This window comes from Shewanella electrica (assembly GCF_022321485.1).
In the GTDB taxonomy this organism is placed as follows: domain Bacteria; phylum Pseudomonadota; class Gammaproteobacteria; order Enterobacterales; family Shewanellaceae; genus Shewanella; species Shewanella electrica.
Genome location: NZ_JAKOGG010000011.1, coordinates 56467 through 76594, shown reverse-complemented (window position 1 = coordinate 76594; position 20128 = coordinate 56467). Strand labels below are relative to the sequence as shown.

Annotated in this window: 20 protein-coding genes, 1 other RNA gene and 1 pseudogene; 12 read left to right on the top strand and 10 right to left on the bottom strand. The window is 50.0% G+C overall.

The annotated features are described in order from the left end of the window. Window positions 1-53: 53 nt before the first annotated feature. The 4 genes from aroK to L9G74_RS14550 are packed head-to-tail and all read left to right on the top strand — an operon-like array spanning window position 54 to window position 3967. Window positions 54-569, top strand: coding sequence for a shikimate kinase AroK (gene aroK, locus L9G74_RS14565; RefSeq protein WP_238897145.1), 516 nt, complete (start codon window positions 54-56; stop codon window positions 567-569). Then, window positions 569-1651, top strand: coding sequence for a 3-dehydroquinate synthase (gene aroB / locus L9G74_RS14560; protein WP_238897144.1), 1083 nt, complete (start codon window positions 569-571; stop codon window positions 1649-1651). Before aroK ends, aroB begins: the two co-directional genes overlap by 1 nt. A gap of 15 nt (window positions 1652-1666) precedes the next feature. Further along, window positions 1667-3058: an AAA family ATPase gene (locus L9G74_RS14555; RefSeq protein WP_238897143.1), complete on the top strand. Its 1392-nt coding sequence runs from the start codon at window positions 1667-1669 to the stop codon at window positions 3056-3058. A gap of 45 nt (window positions 3059-3103) precedes the next feature. Continuing rightward, window positions 3104-3967, top strand: a complete 864-nt coding sequence (locus L9G74_RS14550; protein WP_238897142.1) for a Dam family site-specific DNA-(adenine-N6)-methyltransferase — start codon at window positions 3104-3106, stop codon at window positions 3965-3967. Between the two features lie 4 nt (window positions 3968-3971). Here L9G74_RS14550 and L9G74_RS14545 read toward each other — a convergent pair whose 3' ends face one another. Further along, window positions 3972-4325 (bottom strand): hypothetical protein, encoded by a 354-nt coding sequence (locus L9G74_RS14545; RefSeq protein WP_238897141.1) that lies wholly within the window; start codon window positions 4323-4325, stop codon window positions 3972-3974. A 255-nt stretch (window positions 4326-4580) separates the two neighbouring features. Between L9G74_RS14545 and rpe the strand changes: the two genes are divergently transcribed. Genes rpe through trpS form a run of 3 tightly spaced genes read left to right on the top strand, consistent with a single transcriptional unit; the run spans window position 4581 to window position 6960 of the window. Continuing rightward, window positions 4581-5252, top strand: coding sequence for a ribulose-phosphate 3-epimerase (gene rpe, locus L9G74_RS14540; protein WP_238897140.1), 672 nt, complete (start codon window positions 4581-4583; stop codon window positions 5250-5252). Further along, entirely contained in the window at window positions 5252-5956 is a 705-nt protein-coding gene (locus L9G74_RS14535; protein WP_238897139.1) for a phosphoglycolate phosphatase, read from the top strand. The genes rpe and L9G74_RS14535 overlap by 1 nt, the downstream gene beginning before the upstream one ends. After that, window positions 5953-6960, top strand: a complete 1008-nt coding sequence (gene trpS, locus L9G74_RS14530; protein WP_238897138.1) for a tryptophan--tRNA ligase — start codon at window positions 5953-5955, stop codon at window positions 6958-6960. Before L9G74_RS14535 ends, trpS begins: the two co-directional genes overlap by 4 nt. Window positions 6961-7025: 65 nt before the next feature. Here trpS and L9G74_RS14525 read toward each other — a convergent pair whose 3' ends face one another. The 4 genes from L9G74_RS14525 to L9G74_RS14510 are packed head-to-tail and all read right to left on the bottom strand — an operon-like array spanning window position 7026 to window position 10431. After that, on the bottom strand, window positions 7026-7601 hold the full coding sequence (locus L9G74_RS14525) for a BON domain-containing protein (protein WP_238897137.1): 576 nt from the start codon (window positions 7599-7601) through the stop codon (window positions 7026-7028). Next, on the bottom strand, window positions 7598-8191 hold the full coding sequence (locus L9G74_RS14520; protein WP_238897136.1) for a phosphoheptose isomerase: 594 nt from the start codon (window positions 8189-8191) through the stop codon (window positions 7598-7600). The genes L9G74_RS14525 and L9G74_RS14520 overlap by 4 nt, the downstream gene beginning before the upstream one ends. 56 nt (window positions 8192-8247) lie before the next feature. Further along, a complete protein-coding gene (locus L9G74_RS14515) occupies window positions 8248-8574 on the bottom strand; it encodes a YraN family protein (RefSeq protein WP_238897135.1) in 327 nt (108 codons plus the stop codon). A 12-nt stretch (window positions 8575-8586) separates the two neighbouring features. Further along, entirely contained in the window at window positions 8587-10431 is a 1845-nt protein-coding gene (locus L9G74_RS14510) for a penicillin-binding protein activator (protein WP_238897134.1), read from the bottom strand. A gap of 88 nt (window positions 10432-10519) precedes the next feature. Between L9G74_RS14510 and rsmI the strand changes: the two genes are divergently transcribed. The 3 genes from rsmI (at window position 10520) to L9G74_RS14495 (ending at window position 12471) form a co-directional block, all read left to right on the top strand. Beyond that, window positions 10520-11362 (top strand): 16S rRNA (cytidine(1402)-2'-O)-methyltransferase, encoded by an 843-nt coding sequence (rsmI, locus tag L9G74_RS14505; protein WP_238897133.1) that lies wholly within the window; start codon window positions 10520-10522, stop codon window positions 11360-11362. Between the two features lie 41 nt (window positions 11363-11403). Next, an RNA gene (gene rnpB / locus L9G74_RS14500) (RNase P RNA component class A) lies at window positions 11404-11759 on the top strand. 295 nt (window positions 11760-12054) lie between these two features. Next, a complete protein-coding gene (locus L9G74_RS14495) occupies window positions 12055-12471 on the top strand; it encodes a hypothetical protein (protein WP_238897132.1) in 417 nt (138 codons plus the stop codon). A gap of 98 nt (window positions 12472-12569) precedes the next feature. On the opposite strand, the gene L9G74_RS14490 is transcribed toward L9G74_RS14495, so the two are convergent. From L9G74_RS14490 to L9G74_RS14480, 3 genes and pseudogenes are all read right to left on the bottom strand, one after another. Beyond that, on the bottom strand, window positions 12570-13529 hold the full coding sequence (locus L9G74_RS14490) for a ribonuclease Z (protein ID WP_238897131.1): 960 nt from the start codon (window positions 13527-13529) through the stop codon (window positions 12570-12572). A gap of 585 nt (window positions 13530-14114) precedes the next feature. Continuing rightward, window positions 14115-14516, bottom strand: a complete 402-nt coding sequence (locus L9G74_RS14485) for a methyl-accepting chemotaxis protein (protein ID WP_438944577.1) — start codon at window positions 14514-14516, stop codon at window positions 14115-14117. Window positions 14517-14654: 138 nt separating this feature from the next. Continuing rightward, window positions 14655-15413, bottom strand: a pseudogene (locus tag L9G74_RS14480) (PAS domain-containing protein); the annotation flags it as partial. 521 nt (window positions 15414-15934) lie between these two features. Between L9G74_RS14480 and L9G74_RS14475 the strand changes: the two are divergent. Continuing rightward, window positions 15935-17338 (top strand): HD-GYP domain-containing protein, encoded by a 1404-nt coding sequence (locus L9G74_RS14475; RefSeq protein WP_238897130.1) that lies wholly within the window; start codon window positions 15935-15937, stop codon window positions 17336-17338. 201 nt (window positions 17339-17539) lie between these two features. Here L9G74_RS14475 and L9G74_RS14470 read toward each other — a convergent pair whose 3' ends face one another. Beyond that, window positions 17540-18199, bottom strand: a complete 660-nt coding sequence (locus L9G74_RS14470) for a DJ-1/PfpI family protein (RefSeq protein ID WP_238897129.1) — start codon at window positions 18197-18199, stop codon at window positions 17540-17542. 180 nt (window positions 18200-18379) lie between these two features. On the opposite strand from L9G74_RS14470, the gene L9G74_RS14465 reads away from it, so the two are divergent. Then, on the top strand, window positions 18380-18970 hold the full coding sequence (locus L9G74_RS14465) for a TetR/AcrR family transcriptional regulator (RefSeq protein ID WP_238897128.1): 591 nt from the start codon (window positions 18380-18382) through the stop codon (window positions 18968-18970). Between the two features lie 22 nt (window positions 18971-18992). Here the strand turns inward: L9G74_RS14465 and L9G74_RS14460 are convergent, their stop codons facing one another. Further along, window positions 18993-20090 carry an NADH:flavin oxidoreductase/NADH oxidase gene (locus tag L9G74_RS14460; protein ID WP_238897127.1) on the bottom strand — a complete coding sequence of 366 codons (1098 nt, stop codon included), beginning with the start codon at window positions 20088-20090 and terminating at the stop codon, window positions 18993-18995. Window positions 20091-20128 lie beyond the last annotated feature (38 nt).

Genomic DNA, 20128 nt, shown 5'->3' with positions numbered 1-20128 from the left:
TGTTGCCAAATCGACTTTCTGCAAACTATTCATAAGATTCAGACGTATAAGAAATGGCTGAAAAACGTAATATTTTTCTAGTAGGGCCTATGGGTGCCGGTAAGAGCACGATAGGACGTCACTTGGCGCAAATGCTACATCTTGAGTTTTACGATTCAGATCAAGAAATTGAAAGCCGCACTGGTGCAGACATCGCTTGGGTGTTTGACGTTGAAGGTGAGGAAGGTTTTCGACGTCGTGAAGCTCAGGTCATCGCTGACCTGACTGAAAAGCAGGGTATTGTGTTGGCAACGGGTGGTGGCTCTGTTCAGAGCAAAGATATTCGCAACTATCTTTCTGCTCGTGGCATTGTGGTTTATCTGGAAACAACCATTGATAAACAGGTTGCGCGTACCCAGCGTGATAAACGTCGTCCGCTACTGCAAGTTGATAATCCTCGCGAAGTTTTGGAAGATTTAGCGGATGTTCGTAATCCTCTGTATGAAGAGATTGCGGATGTCATCGTTAAAACTGACGAGCAAAGCGCTAAAGTTGTCGCTAACCAAATCATCGATAAATTGGAGTTCTAATGGCGTTGGCTCAGATCCAGGTTGAATTAGGAAATCGCAGTTATCCCATCCTGATTGGCCAAGGTCTGTTGGCGCAGAGTAGTACCCATTTATCTCATCTAGCAGGGCGCACCCTCTTCATTGTGACTAATGATGTGGTGGCGCCCTTATACCTTCAGCAAGTTACTGATGTGCTTAGCCAAATCGCTACAGTGCAGGCAGTTGTATTGCCTGACGGTGAACAATTCAAAACCCTTGACCAACTTGATCATATTTTTACCGCCTTGTTAGAGCACAACTGTGGTCGCGATGTGGTAATTGTGGCGTTGGGCGGCGGTGTGATTGGTGATATGGCTGGCTTTGCCGCTGCCAGTTACCAGCGTGGGGTGCAGTTTGTGCAAATCCCCACCACGTTATTATCGCAAGTCGATTCCTCCGTTGGTGGCAAAACTGCGGTTAACCATCCACTCGGCAAAAATATGATTGGTGCGTTTTACCAACCGCAAAACGTATTGATCGACACCCAATGTTTAACCACCTTGCCGGCCCGAGAGTTTGCTGCGGGTATGGCGGAAGTGATCAAATACGGCATCATTTGGGACAGCGAGTTTTTTGCTTGGCTGGAACAAAACGTTGCTGCCTTGCAATCACTGCAGCCTGCGGCGTTGACTTATGCCATTCAACGTTGCTGTGAAATCAAAGCCACCGTTGTGGCAGAAGATGAAACCGAGCAGGGCGTGCGCGCCTTGTTAAACCTTGGGCATACCTTTGGTCACGCCATTGAAGCGGAAATGGGCTATGGTGTATGGCTGCACGGTGAAGCCGTGGCCGCTGGCACAGTCCTTGCTGCGCAAACTGCGGAACTCATGGGATTGATTGATGCGTCAATCGTCCGTCGCATTACAGCGCTATTAGCAGCATTTGATTTGCCAATTGCTGCGCCTGATAGCATGGGTTTTGACGCATTTATCAAACATATGCGGCGTGATAAAAAAGTGCTTTCTGGTCAAATCCGTTTGGTGTTACCTACCAGTCTCGGAAGTGCTGCCGTCTTTAGCGAAGTTACCGATACTTTGCTGGAGCAGGTCATTAGCCGCAAGTAACCTACGGGTGAGCCTGTGGCACACGACGAACTGCTGTTACCCTCTCAAGAAGCGCTGATCCAGCGACTGACTCACCTTGCTAGCTACGGCCAGCAATTGGTGCTGTTGCGTGGTGCCCAAGGCAGTGGCAAAACCAGTTTGCTGACCGCATTGGCGAATGAGTTGGATGATCGCAATCTGTCGTTAGTCGGTTGTCCACAACATGTTTCCGAACAAGAAATCCGTCGCAAAATCATCATGCAGTTACTGCCTGATCCGCTGTTTGATGATGAAGTGTCGCTCGCCGATACCTTGCTGCGTTTCACCGCTAATTTACAGCAGCCCATCCATATTCTGCTGGACGATGCCGACAACTTACCGCTGCCGTTATGGGCGGAATTGTTACTGCTAACGCAGATCCACTGTGCTGGCTACCCGATTACCATTACTGCCTCGGTTTCCCCCAGTTTTGCGCAGCAGTTACAGCAACAACTGCCCGCCGCACAACGCGCATCAGTTTTGGCTATCACTGTCCCAGCCTTGAATATGGCGGAGCGTGAAGGTTTATACCAAACCTTATTAACGCGTTCGCAGCAGCATACTTTTACCCCGCGTAAGATTATTGGACCTAAGCTGGCTGCACAGTCGGGCACGCCTGCGGAAGTGCTAGCACTATTGGAGTTAGCACTGCATGGCACACCTGCGGAACCTCGTCGGTTGCCATGGCAAAAGTGGTTGTTCAGTGGTTTCGGTGTGTTACTGCTCGGTGGCTTACTCGTATGGTATGCGTTGCGGGCAAGTGTGCCATTGCCAGCCGTGCCACAGTCACAGCCCGTATTACCGCAAGTCTCACCATTAATCAGTTATGCCGAGCGCATGCTGCATCCTGATGTTGTGCCGCCCTTGACGGGGTTAGCATTACTGGAAATGCAACCGCTGCTCGTCGCAGACCTCAGCACGACTGGGCCATCAGCCGATAGCGCGCCAATGAGTGAGGATGATAGCGACTTATTAAAAGATGCTCGCAGTGTGGCTGAGGTAACTACCGCTGCAGTCACCAATGCTAAGCCTACTGTCGCCGCCACGATTGTTGGCAACGAAGCGCCAACCAAGGCAACTGCTACGGTGGATAACACAGCTAATCGCGCGGTGTTGCCACATACCGGTTACACCCTGCAACTCGCCAGTGTGAAAAGCCGTGAATCATTGCAGCCAATATTGGCGCAGCTGGCGGGTGAGCCGCTCATTATCTGCCGTCACCGGCAGTGGTGGGTGGTGCTGATTGGGAATTATCCGCGGCGCCAAGATGCCATGGCAGCCATGAAACAGTTGACTGCCAAAGGCTTTAGCGAGCCATGGTTACGGGCGTGGAAGGATATTCAGGATTATCAGCCACAACCAAGGATTGGCGATGAAATTCCGCTTTGAAACAGGTAGAATCTGCCTTTTACAATTTCTGTCTGGCATTAATTAATGATGAAAAAACAGCGGGCGTTCCTGAAATGGGCGGGAGGAAAGTTTAAGCTTGTTGATGCCATTGTCCGTCATTTGCCTGCTGGCAATCGTTTAGTTGAGCCGTTTGTTGGTGCTGGCTCGGTGTTCCTCAATACCGATTACGACAACTATTTGTTGTGTGATATTAACCGTGATCTGATTGAGATGTACCGCATCATTCAGCGTGATCCGGAGCATTTTATCGGTCTTGCGGGCGAGCTGTTTATTGATGCCAACAACGATGCCGATTTTTACTACAACACCCGTCAACGGTTTAATCATGCGACCGATAGCCTTGATCGCGCCTTAGGTTTTCTCTACCTCAATCGCCATGGTTTCAATGGTTTATGCCGCTATAACCGTAAGGGCTCGTTTAACGTGCCGTTTGGTTCCTATAAAAAACCGTATTTCCCAGAAAAAGAGATCCGTGGTTTCTCGCAAAAATCGCAGCAGGCGGAATTTGTCTGTATCGGTTACGAACAAGCCTTTGATATGTTGAGCGATGGCGATGTGGTCTATTGTGACCCGCCCTATGCGCCGTTATCGACGACCGCCAGCTTCACGACTTACGTTGGCGCGGGTTTTAGCTTAGATGACCAAGCCATTTTGGCCCGTCGCTCCCGCCAAACCGCGCAAGAGCGTGGTATTCCGGTGGTGATCAGTAATCACGACATTCCGTTAACGCGCGAGCTATATCATGGTGCGACATTTGAGGTGATCAGCGTACAACGTAATATCAGCCAAAAAGGTTCTTCACGTAAGAAAGTTGATGAGTTGATTGCGTTATATGCGGCGGAGCAACAGCAAACAGGGCAAGTGCTACCGTTTCGGCAGGTTAAATAAACGTTTAGCTTTGTGAGTTGCGGCTGCTGTTAGGTGTGACTGAATCTAGCGGTTTACTTTGATGGCCGTTGAGTAACTCCATCAAATCGATGAAGTGGAATTGGCCTGAGCGGCTCTTGCCACTAAACCAACTACGCCAAGTTAGCTCTTGTTGCTGGTTAGCACAGCGGTTGTTGGGATGGCTGCTAGGGAGCGCGGCGTTATATTCATTTTGTGCGCTACAGTTCAACGCCAATTGGTCGTTTTGCATGGTGATCCGTTCAATAACAAACGCCGCAGTTACCACTACGCCTGCCGCGGTCAACATGACTGCAACAGATCTAAAGTTAGGTAATAATGTTTGCGGTTTGACGTCCATTATCGGTTCACAAATTGTTACGACTTTTGGAGTATATCAAACGCGTTGATAAATTAAACACCTTTTTTGATATCAACTTTCAGCAAGGTGTTAACGTCAAGCTCAGCGGCATAAATTCCGCGCTGTCACTGGCCGTGCCTCGTGCATCACACCTTTAATTTGCATAAAAGCTAAACAATAAAGATAAACAGCCCCTAGAGACCGCCTCAGTGGGCGGGTAGAATAGACCACTTTCTGATAGCTCGTGAGAACATTATGCGTCCATATTTAATTGCCCCTTCCATTCTAGCTGCTGATTTCGCCCGACTGGGTGAAGAGGTTGATAATGTGCTGGCCGCGGGTGCTGATGTTGTGCACTTTGATGTAATGGACAATCACTATGTTCCTAATCTGACCTTTGGGCCGATGATCTGTAGCGCACTGCGTAAGCATGGGGTCACCGCCGAGATTGATGTGCATCTGATGACCAAGCCTGTCGATAGTTTGATCCCGGACTTTGCCAAAGCGGGCGCATCCATTATCACCTTTCATCCCGAAGCGTCTGAACATGTTGACCGTAGCTTGCAACTGATCCGCGAGCACGGCTGTAAAGCGGGCTTAGTATTTAACCCCGCCACCCCGTTGAGTTATCTCGACTATGTGATGGATAAGCTGGATGTGATTATGTTGATGTCGGTCAACCCTGGTTTCGGCGGTCAGTCGTTTATTCCTGAAACCTTACGCAAGCTCCAGCAAGTGCGTCAGTTGATTGACCAAAGTGGTTTTGATATTCGCTTGGAAGTCGACGGTGGCGTTAAAGTCGATAATATCGCTGAGATCGCAGCCGCAGGGGCTGACATGTTTGTTGCTGGTTCGGCTATTTTTGGTCAACCAGACTATGCGGCGGTGATCCAACAAATGAGGAATGAACTCGCAAAGGGAGCCTAATGAATAACTTCAGTCAGATTAAAGGAATTGCATTTGATTTAGATGGCACATTGATCGACAGCGTGCCAGATCTAGCGGTAGCCACTCAGCGCAGCCTTGCAGAGCTAGGGCTCGCCAGCGTGACCGAGGCGCAGGTGCGCAATTGGGTGGGTAATGGGGCCGCCAAATTGATGGAACGCGCCATCACCGCGGTGACGGGGTCTACCCCAAATGTGACACAAATGGATGAGGCGATGCCGGTGTTTATGCGCCACTATGCTGACTGTTTAGAGCATTACAGCTCGATGTATCAAGGCGTTGAGCAGGTATTAACTCAATTACACCAAGCCGGTTATTTATTAGCAGTTGTGACCAACAAACCACATAAGTTTAGTGTGCCGCTGTTAAACTCCTTTGGTATTGGGCAATTGTTCGACCCGATCTTGGGCGGTGATAGCTTGGAAAAAATGAAGCCTGATCCTCTACCGCTCAACCACTTACGCGAGCAATGGCAACTACAACCACAGCAATTGTTGATGGTTGGCGACTCAAAAAATGATATTAAGGCAGCGAAAGCGGCGGGGATTGCCTCGATTGGCTTGACCTACGGTTACAACTACGGTGAAGATATCGGCCTCAGTAGCCCTGATGCGGTCTGCGAATCTTTTGAACAAATATTGGCGTTACTTGGCGTCAATCAATCAGCGGAGCAAAAAAACAAATGAGCAGTAACGGTAAACCCATTGTATTGAGCGGTGCTCAGCCTTCCGGCGAGTTGACCATTGGCAACTACTTGGGTGCACTGCGTCAGTGGGTGAATATGCAAGACAGCCATGATTGTCTTTACTGCGTGGTTGATTTGCATGCGATCACGGTACGCCAAGATGCAGAAAAACTGCGCCAAGCCTGCTTAGATACCTTGGCTTTGTATCTGGCGTGTGGTGTTGATCCGAAAAAGAGCACGGTGTTTATCCAATCACAGGTGCCACAACATACTCAGCTGTCTTGGGTGTTGAACTGCTACACCCAAATGGGTGAGTTGAATCGCATGACGCAATACAAAGATAAATCGCAAAAGTATGCCAACAACATCAACGTCGGTTTGTTTGGCTATCCAGTGCTGATGGCGGCTGACATTTTGCTGTATCAAGCAAATGAAGTCCCAGTTGGACAAGATCAGAAGCAACACTTGGAGCTGACCCGCGATATCGCTATCCGTTTCAACAACGCTTATGGCGACACCTTCACCGTACCAGAACCGTTTATCCCTGAGTTGGGCGCTAAGGTGATGTCTTTGCAAGATCCAACCAAGAAGATGTCCAAGTCTGACGAAAACCGTAATAACGTGATTGGTCTGCTGGAAGATCCTAAAGCGGTGATGAAAAAGCTGAAAAAAGCCATGACCGACAGTGAAGAGCCACCCGTCGTACGTTTTGATATCGACAACAAACCTGGTGTTTCTAACCTGTTGAGTTTGATGTCAGGTGTGACAGGCGAGAGCATCAGCTCACTGGAAGCACAGTTTGAAGGCAAAATGTATGGTCATCTGAAAGGTGCTGCCGGTGAAGCGGTAGTGGCGATGTTGGAGCCGCTGCAACAGCGTTATCGCGAATTCCGTGAAGACCGCGCATTTCTTGATACCATCATGCGTGAAGGCGCTGAAAAAGCCCAAGCGCGCGCCGAAGTCACACTGAAGAAAGTCTACGAAAGAGTTGGCTTTTTGGTGTAATTCAATACCAGATAACAAAAAACCGGTCCTTCAATAGACCGGTTTTTTTATGGGCCAATGCCGTTTTAGTTGGCGGCATCAGTGTATTCAAACACCTTAATCACTTTACGCACACCTGAGGTGTTGCGAGCAATATCGACCGCTAAATCGGCTTGTGCACGACTGACGAGACCGAGCAGAAACACTTCACCATTCTCAGTGACCACTTTAATTCTGGTCATATCCAAGTTTTTGTCGTTGAGCATGCGTCCCTTCACCTTAGTGGTGATCCAACTATCGTTGCTACGTGTGGTGAAGGATATCGGGTTGCCAACGCGGATTTGGTTGTGAATTTTACCGCCGAGTTTCAAATTCTGTATGGTGCTAACCGCTAAATCACGTAAGCGTGAGCTAGGTGCTTGACCAATCAGCAGCACATTGCCGTTCATTGAAATGCCCGTCACATTGCTGTTTTCACGCAACTCGTTGTTGGAGCGTAGCGCGCTATCAATGGAGAAGTCGGCATTGGTGTCGTCCAGCTGGGTTGATATGGAGCGTTCGTCGTTGAGCATTACCGCACCGCCCACGGTGCTCGCCATCATAGCGCCAGCACAACCTGTGAGGGTAAAAACCATAAAACTCAGCAACATCCAAAACTTCATTGAGCATCATCCTGCGGAAACAGTGTCTTATCAATGTTGTCACAAAGGCAGTGAATAACCAAGAGGTGAACCTCTTGAATACGTGCGGTGATGTTAGATGGCACGCGCACTTCCACGTCATTGCTGCTGAGCAAACCGGCCATCGCGCCGCCATCTTTACCGGTCAGGGCGACAATGGTCATGTCACGGCTTAAGGCCGCTTCCATCGCTTTAATCACGTTGCGTGAGTTACCGCTGGTAGAGATCGCCAGCAGGATGTCACCTGGTTGGCCCAGTGCTAATACTTGCTTAGAAAACACTTCGTCATAGCTGTAATCGTTAGCAATAGCGGTCAGTGTTGAACTGTCGGTAGTCAGTGCCAATGCTGGCAGTGGTGGACGTTCAATCTCAAAGCGGTTGAGCAGTTCAGCAGAAAAGTGCTGGGCATCGCCCGCGCTCCCCCCGTTGCCGCAAGCCAAAATTTTGTGGCCGCCCAATAAACAGCTCACCATCATCTCAGCCGCTTTGGCGATAGAGTCTGGCAACGCTTCGGCTGCATCGATTTTGGTCTGAATCGATTCAGTGAAACTGGCTTTAATATTTTCTAACATTCACATATCCTCAAAAACACGGCTCGTTTGGCATGGCACGAGACAAAAAATCTTGGCTAAAACGCCCCGCGTACCCAATCTATTTGTTGCTTATCAATGGCAACTAAATCAAAACGGCAGGGAGCATCAATTCGATGCTGTTGTATATAACACGCGGCAGCTTGACGAAGTCGCTGTACTTGCGCGGCACCAAGCGCCTGTACTGCCCCACCAAACTGCCGATTGGAACGATATTTCACTTCCACAAAGACCCAGTGCTTGCCGTCCCGCATGACTAAGTCCAATTCACCAAAACTGTAGCGTACATTGGCCGCGACAAATGTTAGCCCGTGCTGGGCTAAGTAGGTTCTGGCGCGTTGCTCAGCATCCTTGCCGATGTCCATGAAATCATTCCCTTAGTTTGAACGTAGCACCCCGTGGTTATATTGGCCCCACTTGAGCTGACGATTGATCACGCCATCTTTACTGACCGACAACAAGCCAGTATGACCACTCAACTGATAGCCGGGGAAAGCCCGCATCTGCGCCAGTTTATTTACCAGCGACAGTGCATCGAAGCCCATGGCATACAAGCGTTTTTGCGGGTTACCCCAGCTTGGCCACAGCGACGCCAAATTACTGCTACCGTTGGATTCCATCAACCATGGAATATCGCTGATGGTGATCTTATTCAGCTCTTGCACGATTTGACGACTGTCGTCTTGGCGTGCGCGGCTGCTGGTGTACAGCTTGGCGGGTTCAGCAAACACGCTGAAATTCACATCGATGAACGATTTCAGTAGCGTTAAGTCGTGGGCGCTACAGATCATATAAATCGCGTCGATATCACTGCGCGAGCGGAAATCCGCTTTAACGTGGGTGCCGAGCAGTTTTTTCACCGCGTCGATACGGGCCTCACTGTCGGTCACGCCGAGCGAGTCTTGTACGGTCTGACGCATCTTATCGTTGGTGAAGTAGTGGATCTCGGCAGGCTTATTGGTCAGTTGTTGCCAATTGAGATTAAAGCTTTCTGCCATGCGATGCCCAATGGCGTCATCACTGGCAAGCAGCAGTGGTTGCTCAATGCCATCTTGATACATGCGTTGTACGGCATCTATCGCTTCTTGTACTGGCGATAGCGCAAAATAGAAATCATCTTGATTGTTGCTCAGCACATCGGCGTTGTTGAGGAACAACTGCGGCGGCAACGGTGCAGCATTGGGTTGGCTATTATGGGTGGCTTTGAATTCAATCACTTGCTGTACGCTATTTTGTAGCAAAGGACCGATAACAAAATCTGCTCCAGCGGTTAATGCGGCTTGATAAGCGGCCGCGGCGCCAGTGGCAGTATCGTAAAATTGCAGCTCGACATTGCTATCTGGGTCATCCAAATAGTTGGCTGTGATGCCATTTTTCAGTGGCTCTGCCACTTTGGCGCGTTCGCCGGTCAAAGGCAGCAACACAGCAATCTTTTGTGGATGATACGGCTTAGTGCTCAGCGCTCCTTGCAGATCTTGCGGTAACTGCATTGCCGCTGGGTGGCCCGGGTTGGCGCTCTGCCAACGGCCTAACTGACTGACCAACGAGCTAGGATCAACAGCATAGTGCTTGGCAAGATAGGCCAGTTTCAACCAGCCAAGGTAGGTCGCTTCACCACCTTGCTGAATGTAATACTCTAAGGTTTCTTCCTGTAAGCCGTTCAACAGTGACCAGATCTGCCGATTTAACTCAGTGTTTTCGTCACTCGACAGGTACTGTGACAGCTGGCACAACTCTCGTACTTGCTCCGCTGGACGCTTGGTTTTGGCGTAGAGTGAAGCGCGTAGTTGGTAATAGTCGCGCCATTGCCAATCGGCCAGCGGCCAACTGCTCACATATTTAAGCTGATACAAGGCATCGGCCAGCATGCCTTTTTGCTCTAGCACTAATGCTTGCAGGTAACGATGCTGCGCTTGTAACTCGGGCACATTGACTAAAGACCCACGCAGCGCATCAAGGATCTCGCTCGCGGCTTTCAATTGGTTGGTATTGATATACGCTTGCGCCGCCTGCAACAGATAACGCTGACGCGTTTCGGCATCGGTGGCTTTAGCGGCGGCATCCAAATAGAAAGTCGGTGACTGTTGGCTGCTTTGTAATGCGGTGCTGGATAGCGGTTGCGGTGCTTGGGAGGCTGAACGCGGTTGAGTGCCACAACCCCAAAGTGCCGCCATCAGCGACACTGCTAACACGAACTTAATGCTATTCTGTCTTTTTAACACAGGACGGTACTCTGGTAAGATGCTGGCCCTAGTTTAACCTTACATGTTGGCGAGTGAAAGGCCGTTAACATTTGTCCTAGAGGTAAATATGACGTTACCCGTCGCCCTTTACATAGTTCCTACACCGATCGGCAACTTGGCGGATCTCACGCCGAGAGCGCAACAGGTGCTTGCCGAGGTGACGTTGATTGCCTGCGAAGACACTCGCCACAGCGGTAAATTGTTGAGTCACTTTGGAATTACGACGCGCACAGTCGCGTTACATGACCATAACGAACGCGCAAAAGCGCAGTGGTTTATTGAGAAATTAGCTGCGGGCGAAGCGGTGGCGTTGATCAGTGACGCTGGTACGCCGCTGATTTCCGATCCCGGCTATCATCTGGTATCGCAAGTGCGTGAAGCGGGCTTTAATGTCAGCCCATTACCGGGAGCCTGTGCCGCAATTACTGCGTTGTCCGCCTCGGGCTTGCCATCAGATCGGTTTTCATTTGAAGGCTTCCTGCCCGCCAAAGAAAAGGGCCGTATCGACAAGCTCACCGAACTGCGCGAAGACCCGCGCACACTGATTTTTTATGAATCACCGCACCGCATTGTGCCAAGCCTCGCCTCATTGGAGCAGGTATTTGGCAGTGAGCGCCAAATGGTGATGGCACGTGAACTGACCAAAACCTTTGAAACCTTCCTCACTGGCACCATTAGCGAAGTGCGCGCCATCGTTGAAAGTGATGCCAATCAGCAGAAAGGTGAAATTGTGCTGATGTGTCACGGCTTTGTTAGCCAAGATGACGACGAGTTTCCGCCCAAATCGCTGGAAACGCTGCAACTGCTGTGTGGTGAACTGCCATTGAAAAAAGCATCGGCCATTACCGCCGAGATCTTCGGTTTGAAGAAAAACGCCCTCTACAAATACGGCCTCGAGCAAGGTTGGTAGAAAAGTTTGGTGCTTGTGGCCAGCTACGCTATAATCCGCGCCGAGTTGGCCGGGCAGTCGCTGCGTTCGCAAGAACGGGGAGGAAAGTCCGGGCTCCATAGAGCAGGGTGCCAGATAACGTCTGGGCAGCGTGAGCTGACGACAAGTGCAACAGAGAATAGACCGCCGACCTTCGGGTCGGTAAGGGTGAAACGGTGCGGTAAGAGCGCACCGCGCGGCTGGCAACAGTGCGTGGCAAGGTAAACTCCACCCGGAGCAAGATCAAATAGGGTTCCTTATGGCGTGGCTCGCGTTGGAACCGGGTAGATTGCTTGAGCCTGCGAGCGATTGCAGGCCTAGAGGAATGGCTGCCGCTCCTTCGGGAGAACAGGACCCGGCTTACAGGCCAACTCACCTTATTCAACAAAGCCCAGCTAATCATTAGCTGGGCTTTTTCTTTGTGCGCTAGCAGGGTTAATTCGACGCTTTCGCTTTGCGGTTGAACAGTTTCGCTCGTCCACTAAGATAGTAACTAATGCTGTCATTGCCTGACAGTTGCCTACAATGATTACAGCTGCGGCTGTTCTACGGGGTTCGATGGCTGAGTGATATGTTGTGCTGAGGCCATGGTTTACGCACCACGGAATGCCGAACAGCTTGATCACGTTGGATTTTAAGAGTGTAACAACCAACTCTTGCAGAGGGAGACTGTAATGAATAAACGCCTAAAACTCACGCTACCCGTATTAATGTTGGCATCGGTGGCTGGTTGCTCCTCCATGGACAGTGCACAGATTGTCACAGGAGAGCGACGTGACAGTATCGACACTGACCAAGTGATTTTGTATGAAACCGCGCCAGTCAATTACCGTATTCTGGCGATGATCTCAGCTCGTTCGACTGAGAACATCGGAGCCAGTGAAGAGCGCAAACAGCAAGCGATTGCACAGCTGAAAGCGCGCGCTGCCGCCATGGGCGCTAACGGTGTACTGATTTACAGCATGGCGGGGGAAACCGATATGCCTGATCGCGTGGTATATAACACGTTTACCGGCGGTGGTGTGGTGGTGACCGATGACGAGAAGCCCAAAACGGTGTTTGGTCGCGCCATTTATGTGACTGATAAATAGTGACTATCAATCGGTCATGAAAAGATGGCACTCAGCCGGTGCCATCTTTCTTACGCATATCCATCATGGTGCGATGCGGCTGCGATAAATCAGCGCACTTATTCTGCTATGACCTCGGCAAAATCGCCATTTCTTTGCAGCTGAAACTCGGCAAAATCGCGCGCAAGGTACAGTTGACCATGATATTGCGTCTTCGCCTCATCATAAATCTCCATCACCGTCGTAGGACCGTTGTCCTGATAGCGAGAGCTAAAGTGCGTTAACACGAGGTGCGGTATGTTGATGGATTCAGCAAACGCGGCGATTTGGGCGGCATAGCTGTGCATCGGCCCGCTGCCTACCTTATCGGCAATCGCTTTGGTGTAAGTAGCCTCATGCACCAGTACTGAGCCATCGCGGCAGGTCTCCGCCAGTAACTGCGGCGAATCATTATCACCCGCCACCACGATCTTTTGTGGTGGATGTCCTTGTTGTAGATAGTGTTGGGCGCTGACCTTCACCCCGTTAACTTCGACGTCTAACCCCTGCTTTATTTGGCCCCACAGCGGCCCACGCGGAATGCCATCTTGTTGCAGTTTGACAATATTGAGGTTGGTACTCGCAGCAATCTCTTGAAAACTGTAGCCGTAACAAGGCACTCGATGTGATAACGCCGTGGTCGATACTGTTAACTGCTCAAATTTAACGTCAGGCAGGGTGTCGGCATCAATAAATTCCAGCTCATATGGCAAGTACAATTGGGTATGTAACACCGTTGCCGCCAGCCACTGTTGAATCGCCGCAGGCGCCACAATAGTCAGTGGGTTTTTACGGCCATTCATCGCCGCACTGGCTAAAATGCCCGGTAAGCCATAGCTATGGTCACCGTGCACGTGAGTGATAAAAATAGCTTTTAGCGTGTTGAGGGTGAGATGTGTATGCAATAGCTGATGTTGCGTAGCTTCACCACAGTCGATCAGATACCAGCCTTTCCCTTCACTTTCACTGAGCGCTAAACCGGTGACGTTACGTTGTTTGGTAGGAACGCCAGCAGAAGTTCCCAGAAACTGTAGTTTCAAAATATCTCATCCCTTAGTCATTCGCATGGGAGTATGTGTGAGCTTTACTTCACCAATTATGTGGCTGGTGGAAGCAAGCTTAAATGAGTGTGCCATGTGGTAAATCAGGCATCAAACGCATGATGGTTAAGCGCCATTCTATCAAGCGAAGGAAGGAAAACCATCAAGGGCGGTGTCATCGCTGGCGGCGCTCAGCAAAGATTATCATTATGCAATTACCATACGGTGGCGCAAATTGTACGGTAAATAGGGGACGGGCATCTATGTCAGTTGACTGCTTAGCGAGCTTATAAATTGGTGGATGTCCTCACACTTCACTGATCACAACCTTCACCCAATCTTGCTTAGGGAAGGTATCAGTAAACCTTCGCGACATTCTGGATTTGTAAGCTATAGCAGTTTACAGCTGATATACCGTTGTATGGCTTCGTTAGCAACGAAGCCATGTGTTCGCTTACAAATCCCCTGTAGGGCATGGCAGACAGCCTCATCTTTTTGCAAAGGGCCTAATTGCGGTAAACAGCGCCTTGTTTTTGAAAGCTGTATGCCAATGCCGAACCTGTACAGGACTTTTTCGCACCTTCGTTAGCTAAGTTGAAGCTGACTGACCGCGTTGGACACATCTTCAGCACCCTTATGAATTTCATCCATAATTGCAGATACCTCCGTAATATGTTCGTTGGTTTGCGTTGCGAGATGTGAAATACCTTTAATGGTGGTCATCACATCCATTGTCAGCGATATATTCTTTTCGACCACACTGCCAATCTGCTTAGTCGAATCGGTTGTCCTAGAGGCGAGCTGCCTTACTTCGTCAGCCACCACAGCGAATCCACGCCCTTGCTCTCCAGCCCTTGCGGCTTCGATCGCCGCATTCAAGGCTAATAAATTGGTTTGATCGGCAATTGCTCGAATGGTCTTAACAATATTGGACACCTCACCAGATTGCTTTTCTAAACTTTCAAGTGTTTGCGAGGATGACAGCATGCCTTGTTCCATCTTATTCGATAGCTCAACGCAACTTTTTAGCGATTTGTTGCCCTGTTCCGCAACCTGTGCGGTTTCTACAGCGGTACTGTAAGCAATATGAGCTGCATCAGCGACGTCTCTTTCCTTCAATACAAACTCGGTAATGTCCGTGGCAAACTTAACAATTTTATAGACTTGGCCTTGATTGTTAACGATGGGGCAATATGACGCACGGATCCATACCTCGTGCCCATTTCTGGAAATTCTTTTAAAGCGCCCAGAATTAGCCTTACCGGAGGCTAAATCTTGCCAAAATGTTGGAAACTCTTGGTAAAAAGCCGCATCACAGAACATGCGATGATGTTTACCAACGATATCCGTCGAAGAGTAATCTAGAGTCTGTAGAAAGTTTTTGTTGGCAGAGATAACTGTGCCGTCAGTGGTGAATTCGATAACGGCGAACACCTTATTTAAAGCGGTGGAAATATCTTTTTCCCTTTCTGCCTCCATAAATTGTTTAGTGATAACAGATGCAATTTTCATTACTCCCGTCACTATCCCAGATTCTTTGATTGGGAAATAAGTTGCTTCAATAATCACTAATTCGCCATTTTTATCGTATCGCTTAAACGTGCCGCTCTTTGTTTTGCCCTCGGCCAGTTCATTCCAGTGCTTACGATAAGATGGGGATACGACATCTTCTTCGGAGCAGAAGATGCGGTGATGTTGGCCTGTGAGTTCTTCGCGTCGATAGCCCATTGCCGCAAGAAACAAATCGTTGGCCTGCACAATGTTGCCAGACGTATCAAATTCTATCACTGCAACACAGTCCTTGATGGACGCAAGAACGTTTGCAGCTCTTTGGTTAGCGTCGTTAACTTCCTTGTTGGTGTCGGATTTTTTGCCAAATAGCATAACACCCCCAAGATCAATCAATTTGTTACAAATATTAGTCTAGCCGATGCGGAATGCTGGACTGTCTTTAGTCTAGAACTCGAAATGAGTAGTGGCCAAAAATGAGCAAAATGAGGACACCCACCAATTTTCAAAGCAAAAATGAGCAAAAATGAGGACACCTGAGCAAAAATGAGGACACCCACCAATTCTCAAATTGCTAACGCATTAAATTAAAAGGAAATATTAAATTCCCTTGGTGCCGCGCTGGGTGTCCATCAGGCGGCGGGCGAAGGTCGTGTTAATCAAATAACTCTGCTGCTAGCTGGCGCAAATATCGGACGGGCATCTATGTCAGTTGACTGCTTAGCGAGCTTATAAATTGGTGGATGTCCTCATACTCTTGCCATGTCAGTTGACTGCGTAGTGGCAGCTAAATTAATGGATGTCCTCATACTCTTATCGATCTAGATTTATCGGCGAAAGTGCCGTAGCTTCACTATGCTTAAGACTATTTTGAACCATGTGGTTTACGCCAAACAATGCCCTTTTCTATTCCTGAAACAGAGCTGCCTCTAGCAGAGTTAATTGCTTCATTAACCGTTGCCTTAGATATGACCGAAGGTCAGCCACCTGAGCACAGTATGCGCTGCTGCTGGATTGGCATGCACATTGGTAAGGCGCTGCAACTGAGTGACGCGCAACTGCACGATTTGTACTTTACCTTGCTGCTCAAAGACGCTGGCTGTAGCAGCAATGCCGCACGTATTTGTGAGCTGTACGCCACCGATGATTTACAGTTTAAGCGCCGTTATAAAACCGTCGGCACTAGCCTTACCAGCGTCATCAATTTTGTACTGAAAAACGCCGGAGCGGGCGAGAATTGGCGCAAACGTTTAGCTACGGCTGTGGATATTTTGAAAAATGGCGATACCTACGCGCAGGAGTTGATTCAAACACGTTGCACACAAGGCGCAGAGGTGGCGCGCGAGCTGCGTTTTAGTGAGGACGTTGCCCAAGGTATTCAGAATCTAGATGAGCATTGGGATGGCTCTGGTAGGCCGCTAGGGTTGCAGGGGGAAGCGATTCCGCTATATGCCCGTATTGCTTTGCTGGCGCAGATCATGGATGTATTTCAGCATGAACATTCGTTGCAGCAAGCTTGTATCGAGTTAGATCACCGCGCGGGGCAGTGGTTGGATCCGAACTTAGTCGAGCTGGCACAGCAATTAGCTCATGATAGTGAATTTGTGGCTGTTTTAACGGCACCATCGGTTATGCCTCATGTGTTGCAGATGTCGCCAGCACAGGCGAAATATGCGCTGACTGATGAGTACTTTGATTGCATCATTAGCGCCTTTGGCAAAATAGTTGACGCCAAAAGCCCATTTACTGCCGGTCACAGTTCCCGTGTTGCGCTGTTTAGTGGCCTAATTGCCGAAGAACTAGGGCTGGATGATATTGACATATTGTGGCTTAAGCGGGCGGCATTACTACACGACCTCGGCAAGTTGGGTGTGAGTAACAGTATTTTAGATAAGCCAGGCAAACTCGATGATGACGAATGGCTCCATGTGCAGCAGCATGCAACCTTTACTCATGACATCCTCGCGCACATCTCACCACTGAAAAAATTTGCCCAAATGGCAGCGGCGCACCATGAAAAACTCGATGGTACTGGCTATCCCAATGGGCTGGTGGCCGCAGAAATTTCGCTGATGACCCGTATTATTACCACCGCCGACATCTTCGATGCGATCACCGCCGAGCGACCGTATCGGGGTGCCATTCCTGTGCCGAAAACCTTAGAGATCATGGCGGAAAATGTTGGCAGCTCCATCGATCCACATTGTTTCGCAGCATTAACCGCTGCGTTAGCCAAACTGCCGGATAAATACACCCAAGGCTTGGGGGGCAACGCGGTACCATCGTCGCCGTTATTGTAATGTGCTTTGTAGAATATGCGGACGGCCATCTTTATTTAGCAAAAATTAGGTCACCGCAAATATGGGACGGGCATCTATGTCAGTTGGCAAAAATGAGGACGCCCACCAATTTTCAAATTTCTAACGCATTAAATTCAAGGGAAATATTCATTTCCCTTGGCTCAGCGCTGGGTGTCCATAAAACGGTGGGCGAAGGTCGTGTTAGTCAAATAACTCTGCTGCTAGCTGGCGCACTTGTGCTTGAACTCCCGCGACTAACTCTGGTGCTGCCGTTTGTGGGCTACCGCTATTGAAGGGTGGTTGTGGATCGTATTCCAACAATAGTTGCAGCGTTTGTGCTGCGGCGGCACCTTGCAGCTCGGCCACTAAGGTGAGGGCGAAATCTAAGCCTGCGGTAATGCCACCGCCACTGATGTGGTTGCGGTCAATGACCACGCGCTGCGGCAACACTTCCACTTGTGGAAAGCGGTTAAATGCGTCTTTGTAGGCCCAGTGGCATGCGGTTTGGTAACCATCAAGCAGTCCCGCACTGGCTAGGATTAATGCGCCAGAACATACCGAGGTGATGTATTGAGCTTGGCTCGCTGCTTGGCGCAGAAAGGCTTGGGTGGCGGCATCTTGCATCGGTTGATGAGGATTGCCTCCACCGGCGACCAGCAAAATATCGATGTGGGGACAATCGTCAAAACCGTAGTTGGGCAGTAGGTTAACCCCGGCATCGCAAGGGACTGGCTCAGCGGTTTTGGCAAAGGTAAAGCAGTGAAAGCCTTCGGCGAATGACAAGAGTTGCAACGGGCCGTAGGCGTCGAGCATGGTCATGCCGGGATAGAGAAAAATGCCGATATTGAGCGGGGTAGCCATGATGATTCCTCAAATAGTGAAAGGCGTACGCCCTATCATAGCGATGGCGTGGTCGTGAAGGTTGCGACACTTGCTGGCAACTGTTCCGGACGGAACAGATCAAACTAATTGTTCCACCGCACTTGCTCGTCCGCGCGTGAGTGGTTAGGGTGTGCCATCACCTCTTTATCGCAGCCTGTGATGAATACCATTAGCGATCTTAGTGACCAGCCAAATCCCGTCAGACAGCGCATTATGCGCGAGTTTTTAAACCAACTTAAAAGCAAAGATTATTGTGATATTTCGGTCTCCGAACTGGCGCAAGCGGCCGAGGTCGGCCGTACCAGTTTTTATCGACTATTTAACCGCAAGTTAGATGTGTTACTGGCTTGCCATGAGCAGCTGTTTGCTAAGCTGTTTGTTGGCAAAGATAGCGCAGCGGACTGGTTAGCGGCTGAACCTGCGGATCATTTGGTGGAGATGCTGAGCTTTTTTAACAGCAATGGTGCGTTTCGGCGTTCGATGGCGTATCAGCTCGGCAGTGATATGGCGTTAGCCAATCGCCTGTTGCGGCAGCAGTTGGAGCAGTTTATTAGCGAGCGTTTACAGCGTTGTTTCGGTGAGCAATTGCAGATCCCGGCGGACACGCTTGGCTGCGCCATCGGCGGCCTGTACTTCAATCTGTTTACCATGGGGATTATTGGCGGCGCGAATGATACGCCTGCCAACCAAGCGCGTTATTTGCAATTACTGACGCGCGCGCAAATAAAAGCGGCGTTAGGGGAATGCTAACGCCGCTTATGTTTCTCGCTAATTAGCGGTGCAGTAATGCTTTAAGCCCGTGCGGCTGACAACGCAGATACTGCGGTGCAGCTTGCACTTCGGCGCCGAGTTTGGCGGCGGCATGCCACGGCCAGCGCGGGTTGTACAAAATCCCGCGTGCCAGTGCGATGGCATCGGCTTGACCGTTAGCCAAAATCGCTTCCGCTTGCTCGGGCTCGGTAATCAAACCCACGGCGATCACCGGCATAGAGACTTGGGCTTTAATCGCTTGCGCCAGTGGCACTTGGTAGTCAGGCCCGACGGGGATTTGCTGCTGTGGCGCCAAACCACCGCTAGACACGTGTAGATAATGGCAACCTCGTTGGTCCAGCAGTTGCGCCAGTGCCAAGCTTTGTTCTAGGTCCCAGCCGCCTTCAATCCAATCGGTAGCGCTAATGCGTACGCCCACCATAAAGTCTTGCGGCAAGGTTTCTTTGATCGCGTCAAATACGGTGAGCAGCAAGCGCATGCGATTTTCTAAGCTGCCGCCATATTCATCTTGGCGATGGTTGCTAATGGGCGACAGAAATTGGTGCAGTAGATAACCGTGGGCGGCGTGGATCTCAATGCCATCAAACCCAGCAGCACGTACACGCTGGGCGGCGGCAACAAACTGATGCACCAGTTCGTTGATCTCCGGCTTAGTGATCTCACGCGGCGCGACGTCGTGCGCTTGAAAGGGAATGGCGCTCGGCGCCAAGGTGTTCCAGCCGTTAGCCTCTGCTGGTGGCAATTGACCTCCGCCGTCCCAAGGGCGATTACACGAGGCTTTGCGGCCAGCGTGACCAATCTGCACTATGGCGGGCATGTCAGAGTCACGGCGAATATCTTGCAGCAGTTTGCCCAGTGCATCTTGGCAATGGATATTCCAAATGCCCACATCGGCAAAGCTGATGCGGCCTTCTGGTGCCACGGCGCTGGCTTCAATAATCAGCATGCCTGCACCAGACTGCGATAGGTTGCCGTAATGCTGCCAATGCCAAGGTTGCACCAGACCATTTTCAGCGGAGTACATACACATTGGCGCAATCACGATGCGGTTAGCTAGGGTGAGCGGGCCAAAGGTTATTGGTGTGAATAGATGGGGCACTGCGTAATCTCCAGCTTATCCATAAAATAGATGTGTTC